A 12912-nucleotide genomic window follows, 5' to 3' on the forward strand; every position below is an offset into this window, starting at 1 on the left:
CTCAGGCGGATCGTTGGTGTTTTTCGCGCTGTTCCTGGCGTTGTTTCGCCTCGATCGACAGCGTCGTGGTGGGGCGCAGTAACAACCGCGGCAGGCCGATCGGCTCGCCGGTTTCGGCGCACCAGCCGTATTCGCCACGAGCGATGGCATCCAGCGCGTCGTCGATCTTGTCGAGCAGCTTCTTCTCCCGCTCCAGCACACGCAGTTGCCACTGGCGCTGCTCTTCGGCACTGCCGATATCCGCCGGATCGCTGCTTGGCTCGACCTCGCGCAGGGCGTCGAACTCCTCGGCGATGCGGCTCTGCAAATCCTGGCGCTGCCGCAGCAGCAGGTCGCGGAAGAACGCCTGTTGTTCGGCGTTCATGTACGCCTCGGTGGGTTGGGCGATAAGTTCGGCTTCGGTCATCGGCTGGCACGTGTCGGAAATAATGTAGTAGTTATAACATAACAATTGAGCTTATGATGCAAGCGCTGTTTGCATGTTGAAACGGCGGACCGGTAAGCGAGTTTTCCCGAGGCAAGAAAAAACCGCGGCGCGGATCGCGCGGCAGGCTCGGGTGGCAGCCAAACGGTCAGACGTGCCGGGCAGCCCGAAGAAGATGGCAAATTTATCGGTCGGTTGTGGACCGTTTGGTCTGAATCGGAGCGCCTGTTTGTGCATGGCGCACGAAGATCGTGCAGCAGCGGCCTGCGGCCTTCGTTGCTCGTGCGCCACATGCTCACCGCGCTACAGTAGCGGCTCGTTCGAACCCATCCGGTAATCCCGTGACAGATCAACCTCCCGTTCCGCCCCGCAAGCGCCTCACTGCCAGCAAGACACCTCGGCTCAAGGGCGCAGCTCGCGTACCGAGCGCCAGCGCCCAGGACCGCCGCCTGCGTATGATCGAAAGCAAGCGCGCCAGCATCCTCCAGGCCGCGCTCGAGCTGTTCTCCCGCTTCGGCCTGCATGGCACCAGCCTCGATCAGGTGGCGACCCAGGCGGATGTCTCCAAGACCAACCTGCTGTACTACTTCGGCAGCAAGGAAGAGCTGTACACCAGCGTCCTGCGCCAGCTGCTGGAGGTCTGGTTGCAGCCGCTGCAGGCGTTCTCCGTCGAGCAAGACCCGGTCGAGGCGATCCGCGACTACCTGCGGGTCAAGCTCGAACTCTCCCGCGACCATCCCGCCGAATCGCGGCTGTTCTGCATGGAGATCATGCAGGGCGCGCCTCTGCTGCTGGGCGAGCTGCAGCAGCCGCTGCACGATCTGGTCGAGAGCAAGGTCGCCGTGATCCAGGCCTGGATCGACGCCGGCACGCTCGCCGCCATTGCGCCGCATCACCTGATCTTCTCGCTCTGGGCGACCACCCAGCACTACGCCGACTTCCGCGTGCAGGTCGAGGCTGTCGCGGGAAAGACGCTGGATGATCCCGCGTTCTTCGAGGAGACACTCAAGAGTCTGCAGGCGCTGATACTGGATGGGGTGAGGCCGCGCTGAGTAGCCAGCTGAAGCGGCACTCGCGGCTTGCGCGCACGGCCGCTGGCGTCTGTACTGGCTTGCTAGCGGCGCCGGCCCGGTTGGTCGGCGCGCCAGTGGAGCGTCCCTATGAACCCGAGATTCCTGCCTGGCCGAAATATGGCGATGAAGGTGCCCACCCATGAGTACACCAGCACCGTTGCCTTCTACCGCGAAACCCTGAGGCTGAAGGAGCTGACACCGAACGACGCGGATGACGAACAGACACCGCGCTTCGAATTCGGCGACAAGGTGCTCTGGCTCGATCGCGTTGCGGGCATCAGCCAGGCGGAAATCTGGTTGGAAATCGTGACCGACGATCTGGACGCTGCTTCGGCCTTTCTGCAACAGCAGCATTGCGCCCGTCGCGACGAAATCGAACCTCTGCCTGACGGGTTCCGCGCGTTCTGGATCTCCAGCCCGGCCAATATCATTCATCTGATCTCCGAGCAGAAACCGTCCTGAACACGCCTCCGTCTGCGCAGCGTTACGCCGCCTGCCTTTGCCGATAGCCCTGCGCGACCTGCAGCAGCACCACCAGTGTCACGATGGGCAGCAGCCCGATGTTCACTGCCGCCCATCCGGCCTGAGCGATCAGTGCGCCGGAGGCGAACGACATCGCGGCCGCGACGCTGCCGTTACTCAGCTCCATCAGGCCCTGCGCCCGGGCGCGTTCGCTTGCGGCATGGCCCTGGCCTAGCTGGGTGGTGCCGGCGACCAGCATCAGGTTCCAGCCGATGCCTAGCAGGCAGCTGCTGAGCAGGAAGTGCCAGTGGCTGATGCCGAGCAGGGCGACCACTGCGCTGACGATCAGCAGTCCTCCGCCAAGGCAGGCGACCAGCCGGCAGCCGAAGCGATCCACCAGCAGTCCGGCGACGAACGCCGGGAGGAACATGCCGAGCATGTGCCACTGGATGACCTGGCCGCTGGCCTGCAGGTCCAGACCTTCGCCATGCATCGCCAGGGGCGTGGCGTTCATCACCAGGATCATCAGACCGTGGCCGGCAGCGGTGGTCAGCACCGCGGCGCGAATGGTCGGCCGCGCCAGCAGTGTCTGCCAACTGACTGCTGGCAGGGCGGTCTGATCGCCGGGCGTTCCGCTGCTTGCCGGCAATCCAGCAAGCACCAGCACGCCCAGCGCCGCGAGGCTGGCGATCAACAGATAGGTGCCGGCGAAGGGAACGCTGGCGAGATCACGCGCCATGTGGCCGAGTGTGGGCGCGATCAGCGCGGCCAGCACGCCACCGCCGATCACGCAGGCGGTGGCACGCCCTTTGAAGGCTTCGCTCACCGCTTCCAGCGCGGCGAAGCGGTAGTACATCGCCGAGGCCTGGTAGGCGCCGATGGGCAGAGCGCCGAGACAGAGCAGGGTGAAGCTGTCGAGCCAGAGCGACAGCGCGCTGATCAGTCCGCCCAACACGCCGGCCAACGCACCGATGAGAAAGCCGGCGCGCCGGCCGCAGCGCTGCATCAGCCCCGCCAGTGGTTGCAGGGCGAGCAGGCCGCCAAGCATCAGCAGGGCCAGCGGCAGGGTGGCGAGACCGGCCGCCGGCGCCAGGCGCAGCCCGACGATGGAGGTGAAGATGATCCCGGTCATCGAGCAGGACCAGAACAGCGCCTGGGCGATGAACAGGCGCAGGACCTGAGGGTTGCTGAACAATAGGTGCATGGCGAGGCCCCTTGAGGGTGATGAGCGGGCACAGCGCTGCCTGGCGATAAGCCGGGCGAGCTGTGAACGGTGAGTGGTGAGTGAGGTTCGGACGAAGCGTCAGCCGAAGCGCTGATAGAAGTCCCGCGGGCTGACCGACAGGTGTTTCTGGAAGCTGCGTCTGAGGTTTTCCGGATGGCCGAAGCCGGTCAGCCGCGCCACCGTCGCGATTGAGGCCTGGGCGTCGAGCAGCAGATTGCGCGCGGCTTCCAGGCGCACCCGTTCGATGTACTGGCCCGGCCCCATGCCGGTTTCCTGGCTGAACAGACGGCACAGGGTGCGCGGCGTCATATGCGCCTGGGCGGCCAGCGCCTCGATGGACAGATCGTCGCCCAGGTGCCCGGGAATCCATTCCAGCAGCGCGGCAAGACGCGCCACGCCGCCACTCGGCGCCGTCAGCATCGGGCTGAACTGGGTCTGCCCACCCGGCCGGCGCAGAAACATCACCAGCCGCTGCGCAACCGAAAGCGCCAACGCGCGGCCGAGATCGGCCTCGACCAACGCCAGCGCCAGGTCGATGCCCGCCGTGACGCCCGCCGAGCTGAACAGATGCGCCGCCTGCGGATCGGTCGGGTCATAGGTGTGCAACCGGTCACCCTGCACCTCGATGGCTGGGTACGTGCCCAGCGCAGCGAGGTCCGCCCAGTGCGTGGTCGCCTTGCGTCCATCGAACAGCCCGGCCTCGGCCAGGATCAGCGCGCCGGAACAGACCGAGCCCAGGCGCCGCACCCTGGGTTCGGCGGCCCGCAGCCAGTCGAGCAGCGGTTGGTCGTGCTTCTGCGAATTCACGCCGACACCGCCCGGAACCAGCAAGGTATCCAGCGTGGCCGGATCGCACACGGCCCAGCTCGCATCCGCCACCAGCTTCAGCCCCGCCGAGGTGGCGACCGGGCCGACGCTGGCAGCGAGCAGCATCAGCTCGTAATGTCTCGGCAGGCCCTGACGCTGCCGCTCGACATTGGCCGAGGCGAACACCTGCATCGGGCCGGTGACATCGAGGCTCATCACATCCGGGTAGATCAGGCAGGCGACGGTGCGGGTGGCGTCCATGGTGCAGCTCTCAGGGTGGATGCCTGCAGTCTGCTGCCGAGGCGCCGCTGTCGCAATGACAAGGTTCCCACGGATCTTGCCAATGCACATATTCCTGGCTCAGTTAAAATCTAGATATTGACATTTATCGATATGAGGTCGACGATCGGTTTCTTGTCGCAGTTGCGGTATACCCGACTGCACAGCCCTCACGGGGCGGTACTCACATTCGGTGAGGCAGCCTCCATCATTTAATATCTAGAATTCACGATATCTAAATCTTACGTTATGAATCATAAAGCTCTTTTTACACCTGCCTCGCTTGGTTCCTTCACGCTACGTAACCGCATCGTGCTGCCACCGCTGACACGCTCGCGCAGCTCGCAACCGGGCAATATTCCAAACGCCGTAATGGCGACCTACTACCAGCAACGTGCCAGTGCAGGCTTCATGGTGACGGAAGGCATTCAGATCGAGCCGCGAGGCCAGGGATATGCCTGGACGCCCGGGATCCACAGCCCTGAGCAGGTCGAAGGCTGGAAGGCCGTTACCCAGGCGGTGCACGCTGAGGGCGGCGTGATTTTCGCCCAGCTCTGGCATGTCGGCCGTGTCTCGCACACCTCGCTGCAACCCGGTGGTGCGCAACCTGTTGCGCCGTCCGCCATTGCGGCGACCAACGTCAAAGTCTTTATCGAAACGGGACCGGGCGAGGGCGCGCTGGTCGAGCCCTCGATGCCGCGGGCGCTGTCCAATGCCGAAGTCAAAGAGCTGGTACAGCTCTATGCCGAGGCCGCACGCAACGCGATGGAAGCAGGCTTCGATGGCATCGAGATTCACTGCGCCAACGGCTACCTGGTCAATCAGTTCATTTCCGCCCACACCAATCGCAGGACTGACGAATACGGCGGTTCGCTGCAGAACCGACTGCGTTTTATGCACGAAGCGGTCCAGGCGATAGCCGACGCCATCGGTGCCGAGCGCGTGGGGGTTCGCTTTGCGCCGCTGTTCGCCAGTACGGATGAGGAGCGCGTCTACCTTGGCCTGGTGGAGCAAGACCCGCATGAGACCTACATCGAAGCGGTGAAGATTCTGCAAACCATCGGCGTCGCGTACGTATCACTGGCCGAGGCCGATTGGGACACCGCGCCCGAACTGCCCAGCAGTTTCAGAGAGGCGGTTCGTGCGGCGTTCAACGGCGCGATCATCTACGCAGGCAAGTACACCCCGGAGCGCGCCACCGCGGCGATCGAAGCCGGTTGGGCGGACCTGATCGCCTTCGGCCGTCCGTTCATTGCCAACCCGGACCTGCCGGCGCGCATTGCCCGTGGCTGGCCTATGAACCCGCTGGATGCCAGCAGCATGTACGGCGGCACCGAAAAGGGTTACATCGACTACCCGGTGCACGCGCACTGAGTCGGCGTGCGTGCACGGCCGTGGCGTGCACGCAGCCAGCACCGACAAAGTATCGTAAGATCGCGAAAACCCATTACCTGCCGCGGATATGAGCATAGACATCAGTGAAGCGCTGAAGGCCCTGGATAACCCCACACGCCTGGCCATTCTTACCCTGCTGAAGGACCCGAAGACCAACTTCCCCGAGCAGGAAGCCGATCCCGAACAGCTGGGTGTCTGCGTCAGCATCATCCAGGAGCGTGTGGGGTTGTCGCAGTCCACCGTTTCGAATTACCTGGCGGCGCTCCAGCGCGCGCAGTTGGTGACGTCGCAGCGTATCGGTCCCTGGACCTACTACAAGCGAAACGAAGAGAAGATCGCTCAGCTGCTCGAGGCGCTCAGCAAAGCCATCTGAGCTGGCTGTGAACTGCGTGTCGCTGGCGTCAGCAGCATGTGAGCCGATCGTTTTTCCGCCGGACGTGACGGGTCGCTCGCAATGGGGCGCAGTTATCGACTGACCTTGCTCGCCCGATATCGCCCCGGCGTCATGCCGACCACCGTCTTGAAGTCATGAATGAAGTGCGCCTGATCGCTGTATCCGCAGGCCAGGGCGGTGTCCAGTAACGGCTGGCCGGCGCGCAGCTGGTTGCGCACCAGCGCCACGCGCTGGATGCGGCTGAACTGCTTGGGTGTCATTCCTACATGATGGCGGAACAGGCGCTCCAGCTGGCGCTGGCCGAGCGGTACGGTCTGGAGGAGGTCGGCCAGGCGTGCACGGCCCTCGGTCGCGGTGATCTCCGACAGTAGCTGTTGCACTGGGGAGCGTCGCTCCTGAGTCGCCTGCAGACGTTTCATCAATTCCTGCTCTACCAGCAGCTGCTGCGCCTCGCGGCTCAGCTCGGCGAGTTGGTCGACCATCCCGGCAAACCCCAGTCGCTGCCAGTCGGAGCTATGAAAGCCCGCCAGCTCATCCAGGCTGATGCCAAAGAACGCCGCGCCCATCCCAGGGCGAAAGCGCACGCCCATCAGCCTCACCTGCCCAGCCAGTTGCAATCGCGAACTGGCAAGCTGCGGCCCGGCGATCAATGCACGCGGCTTGTGCAGATGACCATCGAAGGCCAGCGGGTCGGCGAAATTGAAGATGACCCCACAGGCGCCGTCCGGATGCAGCATCTGCTCGTCGTACACCGTGGCGGCGTCACCCTCCAGCCACCAGAAACGCTGCACGTAGGCAGCCAGTGCTGGCGTAGGCGGGCGAGTCAGGAAGCCACTGATGTGTGGCAGTCGTTCGTGCAGGGCGGACATGGAAGGCGGCGTTCGAAGATGTCGAAAATCTACAATAGCTCAGCTCGGCGGCTGCGTAGCCTTGGCTGCACATTCAAACCGAGGAGTGACCACCATGCGCATGAACTACCAGGCCGCCGCCCCCGATGTGATGACCGCCATGATCGGGCTGGAAACCTACCTGGCGCGGCAGAGTCGCCGCGAGGACGGCGTCGACAAACCGCTGATGGAGCTGGTCAAGATCCGCGTCTCGCAGATCAACGGGTGCGCCTACTGCCTTGACATGCACACCAAGGACGCCCGCGCCCTCGGCGAAACCGAGCAGCGCATCTATGCCCTGAGCGCCTGGCGCGAAACCCCGTTCTTTACCGACCGCGAACGCGCCGCGCTGGCCTGGGCCGAGGCCAACACCCTGTTGCCGCAAGGCGTTTCGCAACAGCTGTTCGAGGAGGTGCGTGAGTATTTTTCCGAAGCCCAGCTCGCCAACCTGACCCTGGCCATCGCCACCATCAATGCCTGGAACCGCTTTGGCGTGTCCTTCGCGCCGGTGCCGGGCAGTTACCAGCCGGGCTGATGCATGCCGTGCCGCCTGACCTGTTGGTCGGGCGGTTCCGGTTCAGGGCTGCAGTTCCTGATTGCCCATGGCGCAGAAGCTCTGCGCCTGCCGCGCCGCCGGCAGCGCGCGCAGCTGGGTCATGCACTGCGCCTGGCTGGGCGTGCGCACCACGCTGAGCTCGGCGTCGTCGTTCACGCCGATCAGGTACGGCTTGTTGTAGCGCGGGCCGTCGTGCCAGCTGCTGAAGCGCTGCTCGCTTAAGCCGCATTGGTAGCGAATATGGCCGGAGAAGCCCTTGAAACGATCACGGCGGAAGATGTGCCGGTACAGGAGCCAGTCCCGCTTGCTCTGGCCGTCGCGCACCGCATCGAGGCAGCCCTGTAGCTCGGTGATCTGCGGCTCGTGAAGGAAGATGCTCTGCGCCAGGCTGGAGCCATCCAGCTGCACCGTGGCCACCAGATAGACCTGCCGCTCGGCCGCCTGTGTCGATAGCGCCAGTGCCAAGCCCAGCGCCAACATCCCTGTTCTGATCAATCTGCATGCTCCTGACGGGCCGTCCTTCGAGGGCCGCACCCTAGCCGAGGACGGCGTAGGGAAACAAGGATGGATTCGCTCGCGGACCCGGTAAGGGCAACCGGCTGGCGATCATCAGGACGCCCTTTGGTACAGCTCCAGCGGCAGGCCATCCGGGTCGGCGAAGAAGGTGAAGCGGCGGCCGGTGTACTCATCAACCCGAATGGGCTCGACCGCCACGCCCTTGGCTTCCAGCTCAGCCTTGCAGGCTCCGACGTCATCCACCGCGAAAGCCAGATGCCGCAACCCCTGCGCCTCGGGCCGCGAGGGGCGCGGCGGTGCGTCGGGAAAGGAGAACAGTTCGATCTGCCCGCCGTCCGGCAAGGCCAGGTCGAGCTTGTAGGACTGCCGTGTTTCCCGGTAATGCTCGGCGATCACCCTGAGGCCCAGCGTCTCGGTATAGAAGCGCTTCGACACGGCATAGTCGGAGCAGATGATCGCGGCATGGTGGAGAGATAGCAGCATGGACATTCCAGTGAGCAGAATACGGGTGGACAGCTGGCGCCCGGCTCCGTTTGCTACGCATCAGTGCGGCATCAGTGCGAAGACGCCCCAGCCTAGGTATTCCCGGGTATAGGTGGCGTAGCGCTCCGGCTCCGAGCTGAGTTGGGCGCGGACTTCCTGCGCCAGCTCATCGTCGGGATTGGCCTCCAGCCAGCGGCGCATGGTGAGCCATTTCGCCGCCTCGTATCGGTCCCAGCCATCCTGGTCCGCCAGGACCATTTCGACCACGTCGTAGCCCAGCTGGCGAAAAGACGCGAGAAGTTCGGGAAGGACGAGAAAGTCGCTGATCGCCTCGGCCAGGCAGCCCCTGGCGACGTCCTCGGTCGGCGGTAACTGGCGCCAGTAGGGCTCGCCGATCAGGATGATCCCGCCACTGCGCAGGCTGCGCGCCAACAGTTCGAGCGTGCCGGCGACGCCACCGGCGATCCAGCTTGCGCCGACACAGGCGGCCACGCTGACCTTCTCGTGCGAGACATGGCCGGCCGCATCGCCATGGATGAACTCGACTTGGTCGGCAACACCCAGCTCCACAGCGCGGAGCGTCGCCTGTTCGCTGAACAGCTGGCTCATGTCGATGCCCGTGCCGACGATGCCGTGATCGCGCGCCCAGGTGCAGAGCATTTCCCCCGAGCCGCTGCCGAGATCGAGCACTCGATCGCCCGGCTGCAGCCGCAGCGCTGCGCCGAGCGTAGCGAGCTTCTCGGGCGTGATCGGATTGTGGATGCGGTGAGCGCTCTCGGTGATGTTGAAGATCCGTGGGATATCCATGAGTGCAGCTTCCTCGGCGGCAGGGACGATGGCTTACCCGTCCAGTGTATCCGTAGCGTTGTGCGGCGCACCCAGCGGTGCACCTGCGCGCACGCTCGCCCGCTGGGGAAGGCGCGCGATGTAGGCGACGCCGCTCGGAATCCGGGCGTACGGGCGTGATCGACCAGCATCTCAACTTGAAGCAGTTCAGCGGATTCTTCGCCTGGACGTCGCCACTCCGTCATTGCGGGGCTCGCGGGCGGGGTGTATGTCGAGTAAAAACGCACGACACGAAAACGACCGAAGGCCTGATCCATGCACCACGTTCGCCATATCAGCATCTTCATCAGCCGTGATCCAGACGAGGTGTATGAGTTTGCCGCCGACCCGCGCAATCTACCGCGGTGGGCCGCTGGGCTGGCACGTTCCGACGTCAGGCAACAGGGCGACGCGTGGGTGGCGGAGGCGCCGTTCGGTCAGGTCCGGATCCGCTTCGCTGCGCCGAACGAGTTCGGTGTCATGGATCACGAAGTCGAACTGGCGTCGGGGCGGGTCGTGCGCAACCCCATGCGCGTTATGCGGAGCAGTGGCGGAAGCGAGTTCGTTTTCACGCTGTTCCGCCAGCCGGATATGAGCGATGAGCAGTTTGCCGCAGATGCGCTTGCGGTCGAGGCGGACCTGCAGCGGCTCAAGGATCTGCTCGAGCAATAGTCACTAGCGGTTCGCCATGGCCGCATCAGGTCTGGTTTCCATCTTTCGAATGGACACCCAGCGCCGTGACCGTCAGCAGAATCAGAGCCATCCCGAGCATCTGTAGTGCAGCCAGACTCTCGTTCAACACCACGACACCGAACAGCGAAGCGGTTACCGGCTCGACCATGGCCACGATAGACGCTACAGCCGGTGCGGTTTGGTTGAGGCCGATAATGTAGAAGATGAAGGACAACCCGGCCCCCAGCACACCCAGCATCACAAACAGGGGCCAATTCGGTGCGTGGAGCACGGCCACTGCCTGTTCCGCATCGCCCATCCAGCCAAGTATGCCAACGAGTACCGCGAACGCTATCACCAGAATCGCCTGGGGGCTGCCGTGAGGGGCCGCGTACTTGAAGGCAAAGATAAACACCGCGTAGGACACGCCGGAAAGCAGGCCGGCTCCGGCAGCGATGGCGGTAATGTCACCCGCTCCGATGTCATAGATGCCGGTTAGCAAAATGACGCCCAGCATCACCATGGCGATCGCCACCCACTTGAATGGAGTGGGCCTTTCGAGCCTGCACGCGAAGGAGACGAGATAGACAAACACCGGTGCGGAGTACATCAGGGTGGCCGCAACCGCAACGCTGCCCTCGGCGATGCTCAGGAAATAGAAAGAGAAGTTGCCTGCCACGCCCACGCCGGCCACTGCCGACCAGAACCACAGCCGACGGCTCGCCAATCCGCTGCTGTCCGGTCGTAACGCAAGCCAGACACCAACGAACAGCAGCCCTATCGCGCCCCGGTAGAACGAGACCACGATCGGGCTCCAGCCCTCAGCGGCGAGAATGCCGCCGATTCCGCCCGACAACCCCCAGCATAGCGCCGCAAGAGCGACGAATAGTGCGCCATGGCTCCCCGTCGTCCCTACTGAACGTTCCCCATTCGGTGGTGCACCATCTAGTAAGTCCCATGCCTTCGGTTCAATGCTGCTGATTTGGAGCTGGGGCGGGTGCGCGTTGCCGTAGCCGCGAGGCAGGCCGCTACACCCGAGCTCGCTCGGCGTGCAAGAGTGGTTGCGTAGCCGAGTCAGTGCGCAGGGTTGGCGCGATGGTGGAAACGAGCGGATAAGCCGCCGGTAGCCCTTGGATACCGGCTCGCTCATCACTGCTTGCGTGTCACCCGCCACACCACATTGGCCAGGTCATCGGCGACGATCAGCGCGCCGCGCGGGTCGACGGTCACGCCGACCGGCCTGCCGCGGGTTTTGCCATCGTCGGTGCGAAAGCCTGTGGCGAAGTCGATCGGCTCACCCGCCGGGCGGCCGTCACGGAAGGGCACGAAGATCACCTTGTAGCCGACCGGGTCCTTGCGGTTCCAGCTGCCGTGTTCACCGATGAACACGCCTTCGGCGAACTGCTCGCCCATGACATCCGAAGAGAAATCGAGGCCCAGTGCGGCCACGTGCGAGCCGAGGGCGTAGTCAGGTGTGATGCTGGCGGCGACCTTGTCCTTGTCCTGGGGGCGCACGCGGTCATCGACGTTCTGCCCCCAGTAGGCGTAGGGCCAACCGTAGAAGCCGCCTTCCTTAACTGACGTCAGGTAATCCGGCACCAGGTCTTCGCCAAGTTCGTCGCGTTCGTTGACTACCGTCCACAACTGGCCGCTTTCCGGCTGTATCGCCATCGCGGTGGGGTTGCGCAGGCCGGTGGCGTAAGGCTTGTAGGCGCCGGTTTCGGCGTTGACCTGCCAGACCATGGCGCGGTCCACCTCGGCTTCCATCCCGCGTTCGGTGATGTTGCTGTTGGAGCCGATGCCGACATACAGGTACTGGCCGTCCGGGCTGATAGTCAGGGCCTTGGTCCAGTGGTGGTTGATCTCCGATGGCAGGTCCGCCACCTTGCTCGGTGGGCCGCTGGCCTCGGTCTGGCCATCCTGATAATCGAAGCGAACGAGTTCGTCCTGATTGGCGACGTACAGATTGCCGTCGTGGAAGGCGAGCCCATAGGGCGCGTTGAGGTCTTCGGCGAACACGGTCTGCAATTCGTAGGTGCCGTCACCGTCCGCATCGCGCAGCAGGGTCAGGCGGTTGCCGCTTTCCACCGAGGTGTTGCCCTTGGCCTTGAGATAGCCGGCGATGACGTCCTTCGGCTTGAGCTTGGCTGCATTGCCGCCACGCCCCTCGGCGACGAGGATGTCGCCGTTGGGCAGCACCAGGGTCTGGCGCGGAATCTTCAGATCGGTGGCGATCGCCGTCACGCTGAAACCGTCCGGCACGGTGGGTACCTGATCGCCCCAGGGTGTTGGCTCGGCGATCTTCATGCTGGGCAGCAGGCCCCGTTCCGGTTCGGGCAGCTTGGGGTTGGTGCCGTAATGCTGAGAGGCGTCCTGCTCGCCGCCGCATGCGCTCAGCAGAACGGCCATGGCCAGGGCGGTCAGTGCGCTTGAGCTTGAATGCTTCATGCCTCACCTCCGTCGCGCAGGTTGCTCAGGCCGATCCAGGTCGCGGCGCACGCCAATACGGTGACGATTACCGACAGCACCAGGCCCAGCGGCATCGTCGCCCAGGCATCCTTGGCGTGCTCCAGCGCATTGATAAAGCCCAGCAGCCAGGTCGCCAGAAGAAGCAAGAAGTACATCAGTGGCCGCCACTTCTTGTGATGGGCGCGGATCAGGTTCACTACCGCGAACAGCAACGCCAGGCCGCAGAACACCAGCCCGCCGGCGATCAGCCAGGCGGCGAAGTTGCTCCACTGAACCTCGTAGGTCTTGAAGTAGGCGATATCGCTCAGCATGGCGCCAAGGAACAGCGGCACGGTCCCGGCGAGCAACGTCCCGTGCAGCGGGTTGGGGACGTGGCGGGAGATGCTATGGGTGGTGGTTTGCGTGCGGTGGGTGATAACGGTCACGTAGATATCCTCATCGCTTG

The 12912-nt window shown here is 64.2% G+C and carries 16 protein-coding genes; 6 read left to right on the forward strand and 10 right to left on the reverse strand.

Annotated features, from left to right (window positions below; all coding sequences use genetic code 11):
- Position 1: 1 nt before the first annotated feature.
- Positions 2 to 406, reverse strand: coding sequence for an RNA polymerase-binding protein DksA (gene dksA, locus PSEST_RS03660; RefSeq protein ID WP_015275689.1), 405 nt, complete (start codon positions 404 to 406; stop codon positions 2 to 4).
- Positions 407 to 765: 359 nt separating this feature from the next.
- Between dksA and rutR the strand changes: the two genes are divergently transcribed.
- Together rutR and PSEST_RS03670 are read left to right on the forward strand one after the other, a co-directional pair.
- Entirely contained in the window at positions 766 to 1476 is a 711-nt protein-coding gene (gene rutR, locus PSEST_RS03665) for an HTH-type transcriptional regulator RutR (RefSeq protein WP_015275690.1), read from the forward strand.
- 108 nt (positions 1477 to 1584) lie between these two features.
- The gene (locus PSEST_RS03670) at positions 1585 to 1959 is read left to right on the forward strand and encodes a VOC family protein (protein ID WP_015275691.1); all 375 of its coding nucleotides are present in this window, start codon (positions 1585 to 1587) and stop codon (positions 1957 to 1959) included.
- A 22-nt stretch (positions 1960 to 1981) separates the two neighbouring features.
- Here PSEST_RS03670 and PSEST_RS03675 read toward each other — a convergent pair whose 3' ends face one another.
- A complete protein-coding gene (locus PSEST_RS03675; RefSeq protein ID WP_015275692.1) occupies positions 1982 to 3163 on the reverse strand; it encodes an MFS transporter in 1182 nt (393 codons plus the stop codon).
- Between the two features lie 99 nt (positions 3164 to 3262).
- On the reverse strand, positions 3263 to 4252 hold the full coding sequence (locus tag PSEST_RS03680) for a GlxA family transcriptional regulator (RefSeq protein ID WP_015275693.1): 990 nt from the start codon (positions 4250 to 4252) through the stop codon (positions 3263 to 3265).
- Positions 4253 to 4519: 267 nt separating this feature from the next.
- On the opposite strand from PSEST_RS03680, the gene PSEST_RS03685 reads away from it, so the two are divergent.
- The gene (locus PSEST_RS03685; RefSeq protein ID WP_015275694.1) at positions 4520 to 5644 is read left to right on the forward strand and encodes an alkene reductase; all 1125 of its coding nucleotides are present in this window, start codon (positions 4520 to 4522) and stop codon (positions 5642 to 5644) included.
- 88 nt (positions 5645 to 5732) lie between these two features.
- A complete protein-coding gene (locus tag PSEST_RS03690; RefSeq protein WP_014819114.1) occupies positions 5733 to 6038 on the forward strand; it encodes an ArsR/SmtB family transcription factor in 306 nt (101 codons plus the stop codon).
- Positions 6039 to 6130: 92 nt separating this feature from the next.
- Here the strand turns inward: PSEST_RS03690 and PSEST_RS03695 are convergent, their stop codons facing one another.
- A complete protein-coding gene (locus PSEST_RS03695; RefSeq protein ID WP_015275695.1) occupies positions 6131 to 6928 on the reverse strand; it encodes a helix-turn-helix transcriptional regulator in 798 nt (265 codons plus the stop codon).
- A gap of 94 nt (positions 6929 to 7022) precedes the next feature.
- On the opposite strand from PSEST_RS03695, the gene PSEST_RS03700 reads away from it, so the two are divergent.
- Entirely contained in the window at positions 7023 to 7481 is a 459-nt protein-coding gene (locus PSEST_RS03700; protein WP_015275696.1) for a carboxymuconolactone decarboxylase family protein, read from the forward strand.
- 42 nt (positions 7482 to 7523) lie between these two features.
- On the opposite strand, the gene PSEST_RS03705 is transcribed toward PSEST_RS03700, so the two are convergent.
- The 3 genes from PSEST_RS03705 to PSEST_RS03715 form a co-directional block, all read right to left on the reverse strand.
- Complete coding sequence (locus tag PSEST_RS03705; protein WP_041756450.1) at positions 7524 to 7982, reverse strand: hypothetical protein; 459 nt, start codon at positions 7980 to 7982, stop codon at positions 7524 to 7526.
- 129 nt (positions 7983 to 8111) lie between these two features.
- Entirely contained in the window at positions 8112 to 8501 is a 390-nt protein-coding gene (locus tag PSEST_RS03710) for a VOC family protein (RefSeq protein WP_015275698.1), read from the reverse strand.
- Positions 8502 to 8561: 60 nt separating this feature from the next.
- Entirely contained in the window at positions 8562 to 9308 is a 747-nt protein-coding gene (locus PSEST_RS03715) for an SAM-dependent methyltransferase (protein ID WP_015275699.1), read from the reverse strand.
- 294 nt (positions 9309 to 9602) lie between these two features.
- On the opposite strand from PSEST_RS03715, the gene PSEST_RS03720 reads away from it, so the two are divergent.
- Positions 9603 to 9998, forward strand: coding sequence for an SRPBCC family protein (locus tag PSEST_RS03720; protein ID WP_015275700.1), 396 nt, complete (start codon positions 9603 to 9605; stop codon positions 9996 to 9998).
- A 25-nt stretch (positions 9999 to 10023) separates the two neighbouring features.
- Here PSEST_RS03720 and PSEST_RS03725 read toward each other — a convergent pair whose 3' ends face one another.
- From PSEST_RS03725 to PSEST_RS03735, 3 genes are read right to left on the reverse strand one after another with little or no spacing between them, the layout of a single operon-like run.
- Positions 10024 to 11148 (reverse strand): DMT family transporter, encoded by a 1125-nt coding sequence (locus PSEST_RS03725; protein ID WP_015275701.1) that lies wholly within the window; start codon positions 11146 to 11148, stop codon positions 10024 to 10026.
- Entirely contained in the window at positions 11148 to 12446 is a 1299-nt protein-coding gene (locus PSEST_RS03730; RefSeq protein WP_015275702.1) for a PQQ-dependent sugar dehydrogenase, read from the reverse strand. The genes PSEST_RS03725 and PSEST_RS03730 overlap by 1 nt, the downstream gene beginning before the upstream one ends.
- Positions 12443 to 12892, reverse strand: coding sequence for a DUF2231 domain-containing protein (locus PSEST_RS03735; protein ID WP_015275703.1), 450 nt, complete (start codon positions 12890 to 12892; stop codon positions 12443 to 12445). Before PSEST_RS03735 ends, PSEST_RS03730 begins: the two co-directional genes overlap by 4 nt.
- Between the last annotated feature and the right edge of the window lie 20 nt (positions 12893 to 12912).

Origin of the sequence: Stutzerimonas stutzeri RCH2, from assembly GCF_000327065.1 — a bacterium.
GTDB classification, from domain to species: Bacteria; Pseudomonadota; Gammaproteobacteria; order Pseudomonadales; family Pseudomonadaceae; genus Stutzerimonas; species Stutzerimonas stutzeri_AE.